The 20,001-nt window shown below is 61.4% G+C and carries 17 protein-coding genes; 10 read left to right on the forward strand and 7 right to left on the reverse strand.

The features are described 5' to 3' along the window. Positions 1-97 precede the first annotated feature (97 nt). Positions 98-406 carry a hypothetical protein gene (locus ACYVRZ_RS05120; RefSeq protein WP_461225401.1) on the forward strand — a complete coding sequence of 103 codons (309 nt, stop codon included), beginning with the start codon at positions 98-100 and terminating at the stop codon, positions 404-406. A 274-nt stretch (positions 407-680) separates the two neighbouring features. Here the strand turns inward: ACYVRZ_RS05120 and ACYVRZ_RS05125 are convergent, their stop codons facing one another. Then, positions 681-1,196, reverse strand: a complete 516-nt coding sequence (locus tag ACYVRZ_RS05125; protein WP_461225403.1) for an NUDIX domain-containing protein — start codon at positions 1,194-1,196, stop codon at positions 681-683. A gap of 94 nt (positions 1,197-1,290) precedes the next feature. On the opposite strand from ACYVRZ_RS05125, the gene ACYVRZ_RS05130 reads away from it, so the two are divergent. Both ACYVRZ_RS05130 and ACYVRZ_RS05135 read left to right on the forward strand, forming a co-directional pair. Next, a complete protein-coding gene (locus ACYVRZ_RS05130; protein WP_461225405.1) occupies positions 1,291-2,136 on the forward strand; it encodes a metallophosphoesterase family protein in 846 nt (281 codons plus the stop codon). Next, on the forward strand, positions 2,133-2,447 hold the full coding sequence (locus tag ACYVRZ_RS05135) for a hypothetical protein (protein ID WP_461225407.1): 315 nt from the start codon (positions 2,133-2,135) through the stop codon (positions 2,445-2,447). The genes ACYVRZ_RS05130 and ACYVRZ_RS05135 overlap by 4 nt, the downstream gene beginning before the upstream one ends. Before the next feature lie 296 nt (positions 2,448-2,743). Here ACYVRZ_RS05135 and ACYVRZ_RS05140 read toward each other — a convergent pair whose 3' ends face one another. After that, entirely contained in the window at positions 2,744-3,466 is a 723-nt protein-coding gene (locus ACYVRZ_RS05140) for a hypothetical protein (RefSeq protein ID WP_461225409.1), read from the reverse strand. Next, positions 3,463-4,221, reverse strand: a complete 759-nt coding sequence (locus tag ACYVRZ_RS05145; RefSeq protein WP_461225411.1) for a hypothetical protein — start codon at positions 4,219-4,221, stop codon at positions 3,463-3,465. The genes ACYVRZ_RS05140 and ACYVRZ_RS05145 overlap by 4 nt, the downstream gene beginning before the upstream one ends. Before the next feature lie 689 nt (positions 4,222-4,910). Between ACYVRZ_RS05145 and ACYVRZ_RS05150 the strand changes: the two genes are divergently transcribed. Further along, positions 4,911-8,021, forward strand: coding sequence for an alpha-mannosidase (locus tag ACYVRZ_RS05150; protein WP_461225413.1), 3,111 nt, complete (start codon positions 4,911-4,913; stop codon positions 8,019-8,021). A gap of 191 nt (positions 8,022-8,212) precedes the next feature. Here ACYVRZ_RS05150 and ACYVRZ_RS05155 read toward each other — a convergent pair whose 3' ends face one another. Genes ACYVRZ_RS05155 through ACYVRZ_RS05170 form a run of 4 tightly spaced genes read right to left on the reverse strand, consistent with a single transcriptional unit; the run spans position 8,213 to position 11,632 of the window. Continuing rightward, positions 8,213-9,286 carry a hypothetical protein gene (locus ACYVRZ_RS05155; RefSeq protein WP_461225415.1) on the reverse strand — a complete coding sequence of 358 codons (1,074 nt, stop codon included), beginning with the start codon at positions 9,284-9,286 and terminating at the stop codon, positions 8,213-8,215. 11 nt (positions 9,287-9,297) lie between these two features. Further along, on the reverse strand, positions 9,298-10,425 hold the full coding sequence (locus tag ACYVRZ_RS05160; RefSeq protein ID WP_461225417.1) for a hypothetical protein: 1,128 nt from the start codon (positions 10,423-10,425) through the stop codon (positions 9,298-9,300). After that, the gene (locus ACYVRZ_RS05165) at positions 10,422-11,114 is read right to left on the reverse strand and encodes an ABC transporter ATP-binding protein (protein ID WP_461225419.1); all 693 of its coding nucleotides are present in this window, start codon (positions 11,112-11,114) and stop codon (positions 10,422-10,424) included. Before ACYVRZ_RS05165 ends, ACYVRZ_RS05160 begins: the two co-directional genes overlap by 4 nt. Positions 11,115-11,167: 53 nt before the next feature. Beyond that, positions 11,168-11,632 (reverse strand): hypothetical protein, encoded by a 465-nt coding sequence (locus tag ACYVRZ_RS05170; RefSeq protein WP_461225421.1) that lies wholly within the window; start codon positions 11,630-11,632, stop codon positions 11,168-11,170. 718 nt (positions 11,633-12,350) lie between these two features. Between ACYVRZ_RS05170 and ACYVRZ_RS05175 the strand changes: the two genes are divergently transcribed. The 6 genes from ACYVRZ_RS05175 (at position 12,351) to oppC (ending at position 19,988) form a co-directional block, all read left to right on the forward strand. Continuing rightward, positions 12,351-12,797 carry a LytTR family DNA-binding domain-containing protein gene (locus ACYVRZ_RS05175; protein WP_461225423.1) on the forward strand — a complete coding sequence of 149 codons (447 nt, stop codon included), beginning with the start codon at positions 12,351-12,353 and terminating at the stop codon, positions 12,795-12,797. Beyond that, positions 12,797-13,546: a LiaF transmembrane domain-containing protein gene (locus ACYVRZ_RS05180; protein WP_461225425.1), complete on the forward strand. Its 750-nt coding sequence runs from the start codon at positions 12,797-12,799 to the stop codon at positions 13,544-13,546. Before ACYVRZ_RS05175 ends, ACYVRZ_RS05180 begins: the two co-directional genes overlap by 1 nt. A gap of 75 nt (positions 13,547-13,621) precedes the next feature. Continuing rightward, positions 13,622-15,100 (forward strand): MFS transporter, encoded by a 1,479-nt coding sequence (locus ACYVRZ_RS05185; protein ID WP_461225427.1) that lies wholly within the window; start codon positions 13,622-13,624, stop codon positions 15,098-15,100. Positions 15,101-15,479: 379 nt separating this feature from the next. Continuing rightward, a complete protein-coding gene (locus tag ACYVRZ_RS05190) occupies positions 15,480-17,462 on the forward strand; it encodes a peptide ABC transporter substrate-binding protein (protein ID WP_461225429.1) in 1,983 nt (660 codons plus the stop codon). A gap of 100 nt (positions 17,463-17,562) precedes the next feature. Then, a complete protein-coding gene (locus tag ACYVRZ_RS05195; protein WP_461225431.1) occupies positions 17,563-19,053 on the forward strand; it encodes an ABC transporter permease in 1,491 nt (496 codons plus the stop codon). A 2-nt stretch (positions 19,054-19,055) separates the two neighbouring features. Beyond that, the gene (gene oppC / locus ACYVRZ_RS05200) at positions 19,056-19,988 is read left to right on the forward strand and encodes an oligopeptide ABC transporter permease OppC (protein ID WP_461225432.1); all 933 of its coding nucleotides are present in this window, start codon (positions 19,056-19,058) and stop codon (positions 19,986-19,988) included. Positions 19,989-20,001: the final 13 nt, after the last annotated feature.

A 20,001-nucleotide genomic window follows, 5' to 3' on the forward strand; every position in this document is an offset into this window, starting at 1 on the left:
TGATCGGCGAAAAGGCCGTCGCACGGGGCTTGCAAGCAGATTGCTTGACGGTTCGCGCCGCCGCCTGTTAGACTCTGGCGCAAAAGGAGGGAGTGCGATGACAAAAGTTGAAACCCTGCTCTTTGCCGCCGGGGCCTTGGTGCTGGGCCTGCAGCTTATGCTGGCCGTGCTTGGGGCCGGCGAGCACCGGGCGCTGACCGCTCGCCTGGCCGGCTACGTCCTGGCGCAGGCCGCGGCGGTGGTCGCTAACGGCTTTTTGATTGCCGCGTTCTTGCAGAACCACGACTTCGAAACCGGCCAGGTCACCACGACGGGCCGCTTCGACCTGCTGGCGCTGGCCAGCCTCGCGCTGTTCATCGGCGGCCTGCTGACGTACGGCCACCGCGAACCGCAGCGGCCGCGCTAGGCGGCCGGGTACGACTGCACGGCTGCCTCAGGCTCAAAGCGGCCGCTTCATCAGGCCGCGCAAAACTGTAAAAGGCCTGCCAAACCCGGCAAATTCGGATTTGACAGGCCTTTGTGTGTCGGCCCAGCAGCCGCGGTGAACGGCAGCCTTAGCGTCTGAGTCTGCGGCAGTGGCATTGCGGGGCGTCTGCGTCTGGGTCTACATCTGCCGCAGCGGCGCTTCGTGGCGTCTGCGTCTGCGGTATCGCGACCGGCCGCGGTGCCGGCACCTGCGACTAACGGCTGGCCTGCGCCCAGGCCGCGTCCAGCACCGCTTGCCACCCGCCGTGGTTCGGCCGCGTCAGCCGCGCCACCGCGTCAGCCGCAGGGACCAGCGCCGCGTCGGCAACCTCCGTCGCCTGCAGGTGAAGTGGCTCACGCAACAAGTGGGGCAGCACCACCGCAAAGCTTTGCTCGACCCAGTCGCGGTACCAGGTGGTGGCAAAGCAGTCGGCCGCGGTCAGCGGCACGGTCAGCCCGAGCTCCTCTTGCAGCTCGCGGGAGGCCGCCGCGGCGCCGGTTTCGCCTTGCAGCGCCGAGCCGCCGGCGGCGACATCCCAGGTGTCGGGTTGGTTGAGCTTCTGGTGGCCGCGCCGCTGAATCAAAACCCGCCCGTCCGGCGCGAACACCCACACCGCCACGGTCAGATGGTAAAAACCGACCGGCATCGCGTCGCCGCGCCGCTGGGTGCCGCAGACGCGAAAGTCGCGGTCGTATAGGTCCCACAGTTCATCGAGTTTGTCTGTTGTCATGTGCCACCTCCTGCAGGCATTGTACCTCAGACTTTACCTGCCGCCAAAATAGTGTAGGATTAAGGCAGCGAATCTCGTCAAAGGAGTGTTACAGATGGCTGACACAACACAACGCATCGCCTTACTCGCCGATGTTCACGGCAACCAAACCGCGCTGGAGGCCGTTTTGGCGGATGCCGACGCGCAAGGCGCCACCGCGACCTGGTTTCTCGGCGACCTGTTTTTGCCCGGCCCAAGCACCGCGGGGCTGGTGGCGCTGCTTGAGGCCCGGCACCCGGGCGTGTGGCTCAACGGCAACTGGGAAGGCGCGATGCTTGAAATCGCCGACGGCACCCAGCCGCTTGACGGTCCGACCGTGGTCTACCTGGCGATGCTGACCCGGTACGCCCAGCGCCACCTCTCTAGCACCCAGTGGCAGCAGGTCGCCGCGCGGCCCTTCGTCACCACCCGCCAGGTCAACGGCCTGACCATCGTCGCCGCCCACAACTCGCGGCTGGCCCCGGACGGCCGCTCGCTTTACCCGAGCCAGCCGCAGCCGGCCTTCGACGCGCTGGTCGGCGATGCCGATCTCGCCGTGTACGGTCACACGCACCAGCAGCTCATGCGGTCGAGTTCACAAGGTCAGCTGATTGTGAATCCCGGCGCAGTCGGTCAGCCGTACAGCCCGTGGCCGCAGTTTTTCAAGGATCAACGCGCCCATTACGCCCTCCTCACCATCGACCCCGCCGGGCGGCTCGACGTCGCGTTCCGCAAGGTGCCTTACGATATTTCCCGGGAAATCGCCCGGGCCGAGGCCGCCGGTCTGCCTTATGCCGACTTGTACCGCCACCTGCGCGAAACCGGCGAAACGATCACCCACGACCAGGCGCTGCTCGGCCGCATCAACCGCGAGCGCGGCTACGATGAGGCCGCCCAAGCGGCGTTCGGTGGTCGGCCATGACCTACCAGGAGCTGGCCGAGCAGCTGGCGGATTCGCTGATGGGCGATTTTCCCATGTGCGAGATCTACGCCTCGCTGGCCATCGACCCGGTGGACAAAACCGACCCGGCGGCGACGCTGACCATCGTTCACGAGCCGCCGCAGTTCGCCACCTACCTGGTCTTGCTCGGCGACACCGTCGGCTGGAGCTGGGACACCGAGGCCATCGACATGCAGCTCAAAAACGCCACCAGCGACCCGGCCAAAACCAAGCGGGTCCTGACCGCGTTAATTCGCCGTTTCGTGGCCAAAACCGAGGGTCAACCAACTTAACGCGTCTGTCGCATCACCCGGACTTCAGGGCGGCGACAGGCGCGTTTTGATTGTCGAGCGGCGGCCGCAGATGACGGTCAGGCCGCCGCGGTTCAGGGCCGAAAGCCGCTGCAAGGTCGCGAACCGACGCAGAATTGCAAACCGACGAACGGATGCGAACCGATTCAAGGGCGCGAGCCGGTTCAGGGCCACGAACCGACGCAGGGCCCAAAGCGGTTCAAAGCGGCAGAGCGATTCAGGGCTGCAAGTCGCAGTCCAACCGCGGGACGACCAAGTGCGACGCCTCCCGCCGCGGATCACGACTGCGGATTCTCGGCATTGCGCAGCCACGCGCCAAAGAGCCGCTCAAGGTAAGCCGAATCGGTCAGCCGCTCGCGGTCAATACGCAGCGGCGGCGCCGCACTGGTGCTGGTCGGCGGGGTCAACAGCACCGGTTTCCAGATGGCCGACAACAGTCTTGCGTGAGGCGCCAGGCGGCCGTGCTGCCTGGCCATCACGCTGCGTTGGGCGGCCTGAAGCGCCACGAAGTTTGCGGTCTTGGCATCCGGCACCCAGGCCGCCGCGCGTTTTTGGTAATCGCCAAAGGTCAGGCTGCCGGCCGAAAGCTGAGCGTCCAAGGCAGCGAGCCCCGGGACAAAACCGTGGCGCCGCTGCCACCGACTGCTGAGGTGACGCACCCGGCGCAGGTTTTCATCCTGCAGCCGCAGCGCCACCCCCGCGTAATCTGGATCCAGGCGGTTGAGCAGCGCCAGCGTTCCGCCGACTTGCAGCTCATCGCCTGGATTGACCCGGGCGGCCGCCAGCGTCGCGGTGAACGGCAGCAAAAGCGTGGTGCTGACCGTCATCCCATCGTCTTGGGTGGCCGCGTCGCCGCTTGCGGTCACGCTTTCCACCGCCGTGATCAGGCACAGTGCCTTGAACACATCGCCGGCCGGCCGCAGCGCGGTCACCACACTGCCGCCGGTCACCGTCAGCGTGGCGGCCACCTGATTCTTAGGCTGCTTGGTTGCCATGGTCATCGCCTCACCTGGGATGCATCGCTTGGGATTGGCGTCGCGATGCCGTGCTGCTTGCGGTAGGTGGCCTGGCGCATGATGCGTCCCAACACCATGCGCTGGTAATTGGGGTCTCGCGCCAGCGCGTGGTCGCTCACCGTGGTTTTGGGGTAAACCGCGTCGTGACCGCCCAACTGCAGCCGGTGAACCTCACGCGGGACCTGCACCAGCGGCATTGACGGAGCCAGCGCCTCGAGCTTGCGCGTCAGCTCGGCCTGCAGCGCATTTTGCCGTCGAACCAGCGCCGCTCGCGGCACAATGTCTTGCCACCGCGCCATCAGCGCCAGCTCCCGCTTCACGAATTGGTCGAATGTGATCTCGTCGGCCAAAAACGCCGCGGTCAGCCGGCGCCAGGCCGGCGACTTGGGGTGACGCTTGGCAAGGCCGCTGGCCGCCGCAACAATATGCGTCCTTGTGCGATGCCTTAGAGTTTGAACGCGCCGCATGGCATTCCCGACCAGTTTCAGTTGCACAAACCCCATCTCCCCGGTCGCCCAGAACTCGTCTCCCACACCCCAGGCCACCGGCGCCAGCGTGAAGGCTGCGGTGAAAGCGACAAACCCGATCTCATCAGTCTCCTGTCGCGTCTTGCCCTCCCCATCCAGCAACGCCAAAAACCGTACCTCGAGTAACTGAACCGGCTGCAGTCGCTCAGTATTGATAATGGCCTCGCCCAAATATCCGCCAGTCACCAAAGCCCGAAAAAACGTCTTTGTCATCCCCTCACCTCCGTAATAATTATATTTCAAATGAGCTAATTTGTAACTTTATATGCTTGTAGGAATGTTTTTTGGTTACCTATATGCCCCATTTACACAACTTTTACAATTCGCTCGGCATAAAAACGCTTGCATTTGCTGGCGCGACATGATAGACTTCAAGCATGGGTGATCCATGCACGGCGACGACCCGGCCAATTTCCTCATCCTCATCTGATGAACGTCGACCTATGTCGACCACGTCCGCGGCGTGAGTGTCTAGCGACGAAGAAATTCGCGTAAAAGAAAACAGCTTAACTGGTTTGAGTCCAGAAATTGGCTGGGTCGTCGAGCACCATCCCCTCTCGCATACGCGTGACACACACCTCGCCGGCTTTGCCGCGCCGCGGTGTGTGTCTAAAAACCAAAGCGCCTCCAACCGGTTGACCCGGCTGGAGGCGTTTGTGTGCCCAAAATTCCACCCCACCTCACGGACTGGGGTGAGGCTTACCCGTGAGAACGCCACGCTTCTCGAAATTTCATAATCGCGCGATTGCGTCGAAGTCGTTCGCCCCTTGCAGACAGCTGCCTACCCAGCGCAAATTCTAGGATTCATAGACAAATTTTGTCCTCAGTTCATTGTTTATGGATGAAAATTCGGCTATAATCTGGTGAAAATAAGGCGTGCGATGCGCCGCGAGGAGGAAAAAATGCCTTACCAGGGAAACGATTCAATCGAGATCTTTAACGCCAGAAAGGCGCGGCAGCAGCTGCGGCTGCTGGGGGCCGCCCGTTACACCGGCTTCACCGACCTGTCGGGTCTGCGCATGTGGCACGACACCCGGGCCGATCACCGCGCCGTGCCGACCGAAGCCGAGGCCGACTGGCAGGACGCCGCCATCGGCACCCAGTGGGAGGGCCGCGACCAGTACTTTTGGCTGCAGTTCCCGCTGCACTTGGACCCGACGGCTGCGGAACGTGCGGTGGTGCGGCTGGATCTTGGCCGCACCGGCGACGGTTACAACGACGGCTACGAAGGGTTGGCCTACATCAACGGCGAGCGGTACCAGGCCGTCGACACCAACCATGAGGAGCTGTTTTTGGACCCCGCCGAGTTCGGCGGCGATAACGTGGTGTCGGTTCTGATGTGGTCCGGCCTTGAAGGCGGCGGGCCAAAGAAAATTCAGCACTACGCGATCAAAACCGCGGCGGTGGGGCGGGAACGCATGCCAATTCGCGACGCCTACACCTACCTGTGGAACATCATCGACCTGATCCCGGAGCTGGCCGATGACGAGCCGCTCAAGTACGATTACGTGCGGCTGGTTCGCAACACCTTCAAGCGCTTCTTCTGGGCCACCGCCGACACCGCGGCGATCACGGCGGCCTGCACCGCCGCCTTGGCCGAGATTCACGCGTTCACCAAGGCCCATGCCGGGCAGAAGCTCGGCTTTGATGTCGCGGCCATCGGGCAGACCCACATCGACGTCGCTTGGCTGTGGCGCTATCGCCACACCGCCGAAAAGGCCACGCGGTCCTTCACCACGGCGCTGCGCCTGCTCAAAGAGTTCCCGGAATTCAAGTTCTTCTACTCCACCCCGCAGGTTCACGATTTCATCGAACAACGCGCCCCGGAGCTGTTCGCTCAGATCAAGGACTACGCCAAGGACGGCCGCTGGGAGGCCGACGGTGGCACCTGGGTCGAACCCGACACCAACCTGCCGAGCGGCGAATCCCTGACCCGCCAGTTCCTGTACGGGTCGGCTTATTTCAACGACAAACTCAATGCCAAGCAGACCGTGCTGTGGCTGCCCGATGTGTTCGGCTACTCCTACGCGCTGCCGCAGATCATGAAGGGGTTTGGCATCGATCACTTCGTCACCTCCAAAATTTCCTGGAACGACACCAACCGGGCGCCGCACGACACCTTCGTCTGGCGCGGTCTGGACGGTTCCGAGGTGCTGACGTACTTCTTGACCACCACCGAGGTCACCTACGATTACAGCAAGCCCGAGATGTTCAAGTACACCTACAACGGCGAAATCACGCCGCGGGTCATCCTGCAATCCTACCGCGCCTACAAGGATAAGCAGCTCAACCACCGCATCATGATGCCTTACGGGTTCGGCGACGGCGGCGGCGGTGCGACCCGCGAGATGGTCGAAAACATTCGGGTGATTAACGAGCTGCCGGGCATGCCGCGCATTCACAACGAACGCGTCGACGACTTTTTCGACACCTTGGAGGACCAGGTCGCCCAAAACGGTGAGCAGTACCCGGTTTGGGCCGGCGAGCTGTACTTGGAGTACCACCGCGGCACCTACACCTCCCAGGCGTTCGTCAAACGCGCCAACCGCAAGCTGGAGTTCGCGCTCAAAAACCTGGAGCTGGCTCGCACGATCCAGCGCGTCTTCGACGGCGTCGCCTACCCCAAGGAAGACCTGAACCGCACCTGGGAAATCTTGATGAAGACCCAGTTCCACGACGTTCTGCCGGGTTCTGCGATTCAGGAAACTTACGAGGACGTTCACGCCGACGTCGCGACCATGACCCAGACCATCGCCGATTTGACCCCGGCCGGCGGTACCGCGCTGACTTTGACCAACCCAAGCGGCACCCTGGCGCTTGGTGAGGCCGCAATTGATGAGCCGCGTGAGGGCCGCTTCGCCTTGGCCGACGGCACCCCGCTGGCGGCAATCCGCCAAGACCAAGGCTACCGCCTGATCAACGTGCCGCTGGCGCCGCTGGCCAGCACCAAGCTTTCCTTCACGCCGGCAACCTTGAGCAGCCAGGCACTGTCCGGCGACAGCATCGAATCCACCCACTACCTGGTGGCGTGGAATGCTGCCGGTCAGCTGACCCGCGTCTTCGACAAGGATAACCAGCGCGAAGTCCTACTGCCCGGCCACGTCGGCAACCGCCTGACCATCTACGAGGACCGGCCGATGAACTTCGACAACTGGAACATCGATGAGGACTACGTGGCCAAAAGCGTGGACCTGACCGCCGCAAGCATCACAAGTGAGCGGCAAGACGCCGCCACCGTGGTCACCTTCACCTACCGCTTCGACCGCTCAACGGTCACCCAGAAGCTGATTTTGGCCGAAGACAGCCGCCGCATCGATTTTGACACCGTCGCCGACTGGCACGAGCAGGAGCTCTTGCTTCGGACCGCGTTTGACCTGAACATCCGCACCGATTTTGCCACTTACGACATTCAGTACGGCAACCTGCGCCGCCCGATTAACCAAAACACCAGCTGGGACACCGCACGGTTCGAGGTCGTCGGCCACAAGTGGGCCGACCTGTCGCAGCCGGATTACGGCGTCGCCTTGCTGAACGACTGCAAGTACGGCTACGCGGCCCTCAACCAGACCCTGTCCTTGTCTTTGATCAAGGCCGGCACCTACCCGGACACCGCAGCCGACCAAGGCGAACACCGCTTCACCTACAGTCTGTTCGCCCATGCCGGTGATTTTGCCCAGGGGCAAGTCGAGCAGCAGGCGATGTTGCTCAACGCCCCGCTGGCCGTCAGCCAAACGGACGCCGAGCTGCCGCAACTCTTCACGCTGCAAGGCGCTGACGACGTCGAGGTCGACGCAATCAAGCTCTCGGAGGATCAGACCCGCGTCATCCTGCGCCTGCACGAGTTCACCGGCATCGACACGACGCTCACGGTCACCCCACACTTTGCGGCCAAGGCAGTTGGCCTGACCCGCCTGGACGAAACGCCGCGCCAGGCGCTGACGCCGGCGGCAGACGGCAGCGTGACGCTGACCGCCACGCCGTACCAAGTTCTGACCGTCGCCTTCACCCTGTAATCGCACAGGTGGTTGCGGCTGACAGCCACAACCACCGACCATTGCCACCGCGGTGGTGACCACTCCCCCGGCCGCCTGCGCGACGTGATGGCCGCCAAAAAGGCTCAACTCCTGCAACTTGCAAGAGCTGAGCCTTTTTTGCGCATCACGCAACAGCGTGGTGAGAGGACACGCGACCGGTGCTTGCGGGATCACCGCCACCGCCTGCGGCTCACCAGCAGGGTCGCAGCGCCGCCCAGCGCCGCGGCGGCCCCGAGCATCAGGACCAGCGCCTGGGGTAGCGGCAGCAGCACGCTTCCCCACTCGGCGGCCTCAAGCGGTGTCACGCTCAGCGTCAGGTCAATGGGGGTCCCGATGTCCACATAATTGGGCAGCCAGTAAAGCGCCAGGTGCGGGAAGTTCACGCTTTGAAACACGGTGGTCTGGCTCAGCAGCAGCACGGCCAAAAGCACCGCCAACACGCTGGTGAATTTCGCCGTCAGGCACCGCACCAACCCGGCCACCGCGCAAAGCAGCGCCGTCCAGGCCGCAATCATCGCCAGATACGCGGCGAGTTCCTGCCACAGCGGGTAGGTGCCGGTGATGCGGCTGGCCACCGGGTAGTTCAGGTGACCGACGCCGCCGCGAGCCGCCAGGTAGGCGAACACGATGGCGTTGGCCGCCAAAAAGCTGCCGAAGGTCCAAATAAAGCTCCAGGCCAGCCGCCGCCAGAAAATCCCGATTTTGGCTCGCGGCACCAAGGCAATCAGGTCCTCCTGCCGCGGCGTCAACGCGCTCAGCGCGTCGGCGATGCCAAAGGCCAGCACCACCAGGAGCCACAGCGGCTTGGGCCGCGGCAGCGCGTTCAAGGCCGGCTTGTGCGGTGCGTAGAAGGACACCATCGGGATGTGGCGCTTGACCAGCGCATCCAGCACCGGATCGGCGCTGCCGCCCAGCTTGCGGTACTTGGCCAACGCCAACGTGTAGGCCCAGGTGTCGTTTTGGGCCGCGGCCTTTTGCAGCTGCCGGGCCGCCTTGAGCGAATCCTTGGCATTTTGCGTGATCGACTCGCCCGGGTCGGCCTTAATCGTCTGCTTCAGGTCCTTGATAGTCGTCGCCGTCACGCTAAAGGACAGCTCCTTGACCAGCGCCGCGTGGTTGGTTTTTTGGATGCTGACTGATTTTTTGACCAACGGCACGGCCAGCAGCACGACCAAAAGCAGCGGCACCAGCCAAAGTTGCCAGCGGCGGCGCAAAAACCGCCCTTGAAACCGAAATTCTCCCATTGTCATCCCCCTCACAGCCGCTGGCGGCGGTTCGCCCAGCAGCCGCCAAGCGCCGCCAGCAAGACGCCGCAGCCGGCCATTAAGGCGGCGGCGGCCGGCAGCCGCAGTGGCAGCGCGTAGCCGCTCGCCGGCAAAAGCACCCGCGGCAGGTCCAGGTAGCTCATCGGCAGCCACCCCCAGCCGCTGGCGCTACCGACCAGCACCAGCGCGACCAAGGCCAACAGCGACACCATCAGCTGCCGCGTGAGCAACTGGATGACCGTGGCCAGCCCGACCGTCAGAAGAAAGGCCGCCACCAGCCAGCAAGTCGCCTGCACAATGAACGCCCCGGCCGTCATCAGCGCCGCGTGGCTGCCGTCCGGTGAGTAAACCAGCGGGTACTGCCACCCGACCGTGCCGGCCAAGAGGATCGAGCCACCAAGCGCCGCGGCGACCGCCAGCACAATCGCCACGCTGCCGTAACCACCGACCAACGCGGCCCGGCGCCAGTAAACGTCGCCCTTTGCGACCGGCGCCAGGTCAAGCAGCGCCCTGGCGCCGCCGCGTTTGTCCGGCAAAATGAACAACCCGGCCCAAAAGCAAAACAGCACCGCAAACCAGCTGCTCGGGGTGTCGGTGGCTAGGCTTCGCGCCAGGCTCAACGCACCGGGCAGCCGCCGCTCGCGGCTGTAGTACTGGGTGCGATGCGCCTTTTGGTTGGCGAGAAGCTCCACCACGCGCTTTTGCAGTGTCAGCACGTCCATGTCGGTGTTGCCGTGGCCGGCCGCGGCCTGGCGCAGGAAGTAGCGGTCCATCGCAAGCTCCGCTCGCACCAGCGCCGCGCGGTTGTCGTACTCGTCCAGCCGCACCATGCGGTTCAAGGCGTCGGTCGCATCGACGTCATTTTCCATCTGCTTGACGCTGGGATTGGTCAAAACCGGCCGCGGCCTGGGCTGCTGGCGCCAGGTGTTCAGCGCCTCGCCGTAGCGGTAGCGCAGCGAGTACATCGCGGAGAACTCCGGCATGTTGCTCATCGTCGTGGTTTCACGCACCCGCTGGAAGTTGCCCCACAACAGCATCACCAACAGGCACAGCGGCAGCCCCCACCAGGCGCGGCCGCGAAACACGCGCCAGCAGGCGAAGCGCCACCCGGCCGTCACCAATCCGCCTCCTGAACGCCGTACAGCGCGTCGTAGGTGGCGTCCAAGTCGATCGCCGCGGCGTCGAACACCTGCAACCGCGTATCCTTGAGGAAAAACACCCGGTCGGCCATCGCCGTCACGTTGCCCAGCTGGTGCGACGACATGATGATGCCCTTGCCGCGCATTTTCAGCTTGGTGAAAATCTGCGTGAACAGGCGAATGCTGGTCGGGTCCAGCCCGTTGAGCGGCTCGTCGAACAGCAGGTATTGGGCATCGGCGATCATGTACAGCCCCAACAGCACGTGCTGGCGCATCCCCAACGACATCCGGCCGACGCGCTTATCCGCGTAAGCGGTCATGTGCAAGGCATTGAGCACCGCGTCGATGCCGACGGTGGACCCCCAGGCGGCCTTCACGTAGGCGAAGTGCTCCCGGGCCGTCAGGGTGGGTAATAACCCCTGCCCGTCTTCAAGGAAGAACAGGCCGCGCAAAAACGCACGGCGCTGGCGCCTGGCGTCGGCCCCGTCCAGGGTCACCGTGCCGGCCTGCGGCGTCAACAGCCCGGTCAGGTTGCGCAGCAGGGTGCTTTTGCCCGTACCGTTGGGCGCCACCAGGCCGACGATTTCGCCGGGGGCCAGCTCGAAGCTGATGTCGGTCAAGACGGGATGGTGCCGGAAGCCAAAGCGTAAATTCTCGCAGGTCAGCATTTTCTCACTGCTCCTTCATTTTTACTCATTAAGGGTCGAATCCGCGAACGCTTTCATCCCATTGCTCGACGCGGTCGGGCGACGTCCTTGGCCACCAATTGCTGCCAAAAGACGCCGACCGCCATCATGCCCCAGGCCATGTAGAATCGCGCCATCAGGTTCTCGCTGTAAGGCGGCAGCAGCGGCACCGCGGCCGCCACCGCGATCACGAGCCCCGCGTAGGCGCGAACCGGCATCCCCTTACTATTATGGAAAATCCAGATTCCCACCCCCACCCCGGCGAGCAACAGCAGCCACATCCAAGGCGCATGAAGCGCGGTCAGATTGCCCTGCAGCCGGTTGAGTCCCCAGGTCGTGTAGTTGGCGTGTCGCGCCCGGTAGGCCGGGTCGTTGGTCGCCGCCAATCGGTAGAAGTGTAGCTTGAAAAACAGCAGCGTCCCCAGCAGGTACACCAGCGCGTAGGCCGCCGCCAGGTACCGGTGAACGACGTAATGCCACCATGCCGAATCGTGCCTCATTGCATCTCCCCCTCGTGGTATGATTGGGTTAAGAATAGCAGGACGCTCAGCGAAATGCCAGCGTTCTCACAGATTTAATCCGAAAATGAAGCGCTTTCTTCTATTAAATAGGCGCAATCCTCAAGACCACTTGCGCATTGTTTTGGACCGCTCGCGCAGGAATTCTTCCGTTCACCGGACGCAAGGTGTGTAATAGACCATGCAGGCAGGAGCTCAACGACTGCTTGAGTGAAATTGCACCGCTCTCTGCTAGACTGAGCATTGAACAGGCGCCGACCTGCGACTTGCGGCCGCCTCTGAGCCACCCCCTCTCTCTTGGCTCAGCGGTGACCGCAAATCGCAGACCGCACCGCCGAACTGGGTTCGCGTCGCGCCGTTCTTTCTATCTAGGGCCGCCCTAGCGCCAGTGCTAAGCTACCCGACCCGCTAAGTTCGCGCCGCTTTGCCCGCTCACCACACGGGCGCCGCCGGGCATCGCCGGCGCGTCCAGCTTGGGCGGGGCATTGGGCCAAGTTCGGGCCCATTGCCCCGCCCCGCGCTAGCCGGTCGGCTAACCGCTCGGCTTTACCCTCTCACCAAACGGGCTTCAAAGCGCAACGCGGGATCACCTAGCTACGCCGCGGCCCTCGGGCCAAGTTCTCAGGCCCAAGTGCCACAGCTAGGCTAGGCGTCCCGCTAAACCCGCGCTTTTTTGCCCTCTCACGAAAGGAGGCTCGCCATGAAAATTCAGTTTGTTCCGGATCCCGCCGCAACGGACGTCACCGTGGTCATCCACGGCCGTCCCGACGACCCGGCCGTGGCGCGTCTCCAGGAGCTGCTGGCGCCGCAACCCGCGACCATCGCCTGCTACAAGCGCGGCACCGAGTACTACCTGCCGCTGAAAGACGTGCTGTTTATCGAAACCGAATCAAGGCAGTTGCAAATTCACACCACCGACGAGATTTACACCAGCAAAAAAACGCTGCGTGAGACGTTGGACGAGCTGCCGCACAGCTTCCTGCAGGTCGCCAAGTCGACGGTGGTGAACCTGAAGCAGGTCGCCGCGGTCAACCGCTCGATTTCCAACTGCGAGGTGTCGTTTCACCGCTCGCACAAGCAGGTCTTCGCCTCCCGCCGCAACGCCAAGCAACTGTTAGAACGCCTAGATGAAATGAGGAATGCGTGATGAACGTCAAAACCAGTTTGAGCCGCCTGTTTTGGGGCCTGTTCTTCCTGACCAGCGCCGGGGTCCTGGTCGCCAGCAAAATGGGCTGGCTGAGCTTTTCTATCGGCTTTTGGCCGTGGTTGTTGAGCCTGATTTTAGGCGCCGCCGCCTTGAAGGGCCTCTTCGACCTTTCCGCCCCGGTGGTCGTGTTCGCCCTGGCCTTTCTCGGCATGGTCTGGGCCAAGCCGTTGGGCATTGAACCCCTGGTGCCTTGGACGCTTTTGGGTGGGGCCACCCTGCTCAGCATCGGGCTGTCCTTGATCCTGGCGCCGCTGCACAAGAAGCGCCACCCGAGCTTCACCTTCGTCTCCAAGGGCGGCCGCAAAATCGAAATCGGCGACGACCACCGCTTCACCGACAGCACCACCACCACGCACGACGACCAGGTCGACGTCAACGTTCGCATGGGCAGCGCGGTGCGGTACATCCAATCCGACCACTTCGAACACGCCAGCATCCGCGTCTCCATGGGCGACGCCAAGGTTTACTTCGACGAGGCCAAGATCACGGCCGAGCAGGCGACCATCGACATTCAAGGCTCCATGGGCGACGTCACCCTGTACGTGCCGCGCGACTGGCGCATCGAGTCCCACCTCAACGCCTTCATCGGCGACTTGGAGGAGAAGGGCGTGACGCCGACCGGCACCGGCCCGACGGTTTACCTGACCGGCGACTTCAAAATCGGCGACGTCACGATCCATTACATCTAATTAAAAGTAAGGACACACCTCACATGGGGTGGGGTGTGTTTTTTTTACCCAAAAATCGCACCGCAGGAGGCAATCATGCGCAAGTTATCTGCACAAACCATCAAGATTCTGATCATCCGCTTCGCCGGCACCTTCGGCTCGGGGATGCTGTCGTTCGCCATCGGCCTTTACATTCTCCAACGCACCGGCTCGGCGCTGGGCATGGGCATCAGCCTGATCACCGGCCCCCTGGTGTCGCTGTGCCTGACGCCTTTGCTGGGCTACATCGTCGACACCAAGAACCACCGCGCGATCATGGTTCTGGCGCAGCTGGGGACCACCCTCGGGCTGATCGCCTTTGCCGCCGCCTTCGCCCTGTGGCCGGCCGCCTACTACCAGGAGCTGATCGCCTTGATCGTGCTGCTGCAGATCACCGACAGCTTCCTGAGCACCACCCTGACCGCCAGCCTGGTGCAGCTTTTCGCCAAAACGGACCTGCAAAACGTCAACTCGCTGAACCAGTCGTTGCAGTCCCTGGCCAGCTTCCTGGCCCCGGTGATCGGCGCGTTGGTCTACACGCTGGTGGCCATCGGCAGCTTCGCCTTGATCGAAGTCGGCTTCGAGCTGATTGCCTTGGTCGGCATCCTGACCCTGAACTTCCACGCGGTACCGGCGACCGCCGGTGAAGCCGCGACCGCCGCGGAAACCGCCACCACCACTCAGTCGGAAACCACCGCCACCGCCGCGACAGCCGCAAACGCCCCTGCTGAGCCAAGCACGACCGAACCGGCGGCCGCAGCGCTTGCCACCACGCAGCCGGCGACGACCACCGAGCCAGCGACCGACGCCACCGCCACGGCCCCGGCTGCCCCCGTCAAGCCCAGCCTCTGGCGCAACTTCGCCGAAGGGTTCCGCTTCCTGCTCGACCGGCCGATTTTCCTGCTGCTGACGGCGACCGGCGCCGCCATCAACTTCTTCTTCGCCGCCCTCAACGTCGGGCTGCCTTACGTCTTGGTTCACACGCTGCACCTGTCCAACACGCAGTACGGCTGGACGGACTCGGCCTTTGCCGTCGGAATGTTTCTCGGGGGCCTGCTGCTGTCGCAGATCACGCTGCGTCACCATCCCATCTACGTTTCCTACGCCTTTTTGCTCGGCCTGTCGCTTCTGATGGGGGTTCTCGGGCTGCCGACGTTGACCGGCTGGGGCAGCGGCGTCAACACCGGGTTTTACCTGGTGCTGAACGCCCTGCAAGGCATCCTGCTGGTGTTCGTCAACACACCGCTCAGCACCTACATGCAGCAGCTGATTCCCGCCAACATGCAGGGCCGCGTGTTCTCGCTGCAATCCGCGCTGTCGATGATGCTGATGCCGCTTGGGACGCTGCTTTACGGCGTGTTGTTCGACCACGTCGCCGCCTTTTGGCTGATGGCCGGTACCGGCGTCATCCTGATTGGACTGGTGCTGGCCGCGATGGCCGCGATGCGCAAGTTCCACCTGCTGGCCGGGCTGCCGACGTTCGCGCCGGACGACGCGGCAGAAGCCCCGGTGGCCAGCGAGACCGCGGCCGAATAAGGGCGCCACGCGACACAACCACACCCAGGCACTGCCTCTCAGCGAGGCGGTGCCTTTTTTGGGCCTCGCCTTCTCACCGTTTTTTCCTAAGCACTTGCTAAGAAACTTAATTTTCCCCGGCCACCGTCTCGCCACGGTTGAACAATTGTCCGCGGCTGGAGAACACAAATAAGAATTTGTGTGTGGATGGTCACAATTTCGTCAAACTCGGAAAAAAACTTTGCCCCAGGAATGCCCATTTGGCGGCATATGAGAAAATTATTTGAAATTTCTTCGCAGATTCAGTTGACACCAAATTCTCATGGACTTATAATTTGAACAATTCTTAAATGACCCGGCAATCAATGCCAAGTCAAAAAATTGTTTGGAGGTTTGCAATTTGGATACTAAAAAGAAATCTGGACTGCTCGCTGTCGGTCTTGTATGTGCAGTAGCACTGGCAGCATGTGGGGGCAAGAGCAGTAACGGTGACTCCGCGAAGAAGTCGGCCGCACCTACAACTTATAAGTACGTTTACTCTACCGACCCGGACACGTTCGACTACACGATCACCTCTCGTGCGACGAACTCCGATCAGCTGCAAAACTGGGAAGATGGCCTTCTTGAGACCAACCAGTACGGCGAACTCGAAGGCGCCTTGGCGAAGTCCTACGACGTCTCCAAGGACGGCAAGACCTACACCTTCCACCTGCGCAAGGGTGCTAAGTGGTCCGACAGCGAAGGCAACACGGTTGCCGACGTGACCGCCCAAGACTTTGTCACCGGCCTGAAGCACGCGGTTGACGGCAAGTCCGAAACCCTGTACGTCGTTCAAGACTCCATCAAGGGTCTGGCCGACTACATCTCCGGCAAGGACAAGAACTTCGACGATGTCGGCGTCAAGGCCGTTGACAAGTACACCGTTCAATACACCTTGAACCAGGCTGAATCCTACTTCCCATCCAAGACCACGTACGGTGTTATGTACCCAGTCTACGCGAAGTTCCTGAAGCAACAGGGCAAGAACTTCGGGAAGGCTTCCGCCGACGCCATCCTGTACAACGGGGCTTACATCCTGAAGAACTTCACCGCGAAGTCCGTCATCGAATTCAAGGCTAACCCGAACTACTGGGACAAGAAGAACGTTCACGTTCAAGACGTTAAGTTGACCTTCAACGACGGCTCCGATCCGGATGGTCTGTACAAGTCCTTCAAGAAGGGCGAATTCAGTACCGCCCGTGTCTACCCTGCTAACCCATCTTACAAGACGGTTCAAAAGCAAGACGGCAACAACATCGTGTGGTCCGACCAAGGTGCCGCGACCTACAACATGACGTTCAACCTGAACCGCAAGTCCTACCACGACACCAGCAAGACGACCAGCGCTCAAAAGTCCGCAACCAAGGCTGCGATCTTGAACAAGAACTTCCGTCTCGCCGTGCAGTTCGCGATCGACAAGGGCGCCTACAACGCGCAGACCAACGGTAAGGCTGCGGCCACCAAGGCCCTGCGTAACACCTGGACCCCTTACAACTTCGTCAACGTGGACGGTAAGGCTTACGGCGATGTCGTTTCCGCCGACACCAAGGCCCTGAACAAGGAAGCCTTCGGCGACATCGACTACACCGATGGTAACAACTCGACCTACAACGCTTCTAAGGCCAAGACCTACTTCGCCAAGGCGATCAAGGAACTCGGCTCCAAGGTCAGCCTGCCAATCCACTTGGACTACCCAACACTTGAGACCTCTTCAGGTCTGGTCAACTCCGCGAAGTCCATCAAGGAATCCATCGAAGCGTCCCTCGGCAAGAAGAACGTCGTCGTTGACGTTCAGATGCTGAACCTCGACAAGTACAACGCCGCAACCTACGCCGCAACCGCCGGCAAGGCTTCCGACTTCGACCTGTCCACCGCTTCCGGCTGGTCTCCTGACTACCAAGACCCATCGACCTACCTGGATGTCTACAAGCCATCCACCGGTTCTTCTCTGATCACCCTGGGCCTGGATGCCGAATCCTCAGGCAACGCGAACGCCGAGACCAAGTCTGTCGAAAAGACGGTTGGTCTGGACAAGCTTGAGACCCAGCTCGAAAAGGCTGAGGCCATCACGGATGACGTCAACGCCCGTTACGAAGCCTTCGCTAAGGCCGAAGCAACGTTCAACGACTCCGCCGTTCAGATTCCGCTGGTTTCCGATGGTGGTACCCCATCTGTCACGAAGGTCGTGCCTTACACCCGTGCTTACAGCTGGAGCGGTTCCGTTGCCCCAACCTTCAAGTTCATGAAGCTTCAAAAGAAGACCGTTACGACCAAGCAATTCAACAAGGCGAAAGCCGCATGGCAAGCAAAGCGTACGGAAATCGCAAAGGAAAACCAAAACTAAGTTCAAGGGTAGTATAATGAGAACTTAGAAGTGCGTTGAAGGGTTGGCACTTTCGGGTGACCAGCCCTTTTTCTTCTGAAAAAGAGAGAGAGGACTTTATATGAAGAAATATCTGTTTTTCCGGATCCTGCGCTCGCTTGTGAGTATCTTCTTGGTGACCACGCTTTCGTACATCATCATTTACTCACTGGTTCCCCGAAGCGATGTGCTCAAGGACGACCCGAACATCCGCAAGCTGCTTGCGACCCCCGATAAGTACGTCGACTACCAGAACAATGCGTTCCAGAAGATGAACTATATCGAGTACAAGGACACCAAGTCTTTGATCGCCGCAGTGAAGAAGGACGATAAGAAGACCGCCACCACCGCCCACACCGCCGCCAACAAGGCGCTGTTCGATGCCTGGGCCAAGAAGACGGGCTACACCATCCAGCGCTTCAAGCGCAGCAAGGACTACTACGCCACGCGCGAGCTGTCGATCTTTGAGCGTCTCGGCCGCTTCTACGGCCGCCTGATCCAGATTGACACGCCTTGGGCGATTCACGACAAGTCCAACCCCGGCCTCAAGCGCTACCTGAAGATTCAAAAGGATCCGCTGGTCGGCTGGGCTCTGGTCGGCTCCGGCACCAAGTACCGCTACCAGATCTACTTCAACGACAAGTTCCCGTACATTCACCAGAACTTCCTGAAGTTCGACCTCGGGATCTCCTACCCGACCTACGCCGGCAACCAGGTCAGCCAGGTCATCGGTGGTGGTCAGGGCCAGACCGTGGCCAAGCAGTACAAGCTCAACGGCCAGACCTTGAACCTGTCCAACAACGTCTACACCCGTGCCTACCAGAAGAAGAGTCAGCGCGACGAAATGACCTACGACCGCTTCAAGGATGATTACACCAGCACCACCTCGACCATGAGCGACCCGTCGATGATCGGCACCTCGTTCCGCGCCGGCATGATTGCGCTGGTCATCCAGTACCTGATCGCCATTCCAATGGCCATTTTGATGGCGCGTTACAAGGGCCGCCTGTTCGACCGCATCGGTACCGCCATCGTCACCGCCTTCATCGCGATTCCTTCCTTGGCCTTCATCTTCGCGTTCCGCTACGTCGGGGCCAACGGCTTCGGTCTGCCGGGCCTGTTCCCGACTTACGGCGCCGGTGACATCCGCTCCTGGATTCTGCCGTCCGTCATCCTCGGGTTGCTCGGGGTCTCCGGGTTGGTCATCTGGTTCCGTCGTTACATGATCGACCAGCAGCAGTCCGATTACGTCAACTTCGCCCGGGCCAAGGGCCTGAACGAAGGCGAAATCTACCGCAAGCACATTTTCAAGAACGCGTCGATTCCGATTGTCAACGGGATTCCAGGCTCGATCATCGGCCTGATCGGCGGCGCCACCATCACCGAGCAAGTCTTCGCGATGCCCGGGATGGGTAAAATGCTGCCGACCTCGATTCTCGCCCACAACAACACGGTCGTCATCGCCTTGGTCTTCATCTTCACGACCATCGGGGTGCTGTCCGTCCTGCTGGGTGACCTGCTGATGGTCGTCGTCGATCCACGCATCAAACTTACAACGTCAGGAGATGATTAGTGATGGAAAATCCAGAGATCAAAGATTCCGATTTCAAGCTGGTCAAGCTGGATGAAGAGGCAAGCGAAAAAATCGACACGCCGAAGTACTCGTACTGGCGCTCGGTTGGCCGCCAATTCTTCTCCAATAAGATCACCATCATCGTCCTGGTTGTCATGGTTGTCGTGCTGCTCATGTCCTTCATCCAGCCGATGTTTTCCGGCTACAGCCTGACCGACGTGACCGGCGTGAACGACCTGTCCCGCCGCTTCAAGTGGCCGTCCATGCAGTACTGGTTCGGGACCGACAAGGATGGTAAGTCGCTGTTTGACGCCATCTGGGCCGGGGCTCGCACCTCGATTTCCATCGGGGTCATCAGTACCTTGATCACCATGGTCATCGGCGTTTTGGTCGGCGCCATCTGGGGTGTTTCCAAGCGGGTCGACCGGATCATGCTGGAAGTCTACAACGTGATCAGCAACGTCCCAAGCCTTTTGATCGTCATCGTGCTGTCTTACACCTTCGGCTCCGGCTTCTGGAACCTGATCTTCGCCATGACCGTCACCAGCTGGATTGGGACCGCCTACTTCATCCGTGTTCAGGTCATGATCATGCGTGACCGTGAGTACAACATCGCCTCCCGGACCCTCGGGACCCCGACCGTGCGGATGATTTTCCGCAACATCCTGCCTTACCTGACCTCGGTTGTCGTGACCAACGCGTCGACCACGCTGCCTGGCTTCATCTCCTACGAAGTGTTCCTGTCCTTCTTAGGCGTTGGGCTGAGCCAAAACGTGCCGTCGTTGGGCCGTCTGATTTCCGATTACGCGCCATACATCACCAGCTACCCTTACCTGTTCTGGCTGCCGGTTCTGGTTTTGGCTTTGATCACCATTTCGCTTTACGTGGTTGGTCAGAACCTGGCCGACGCATCCGATCCACGGACGCACCGTTAAGCTTTGCAGTCAA

Source organism: Lacticaseibacillus suihuaensis, assembly GCF_054785075.1.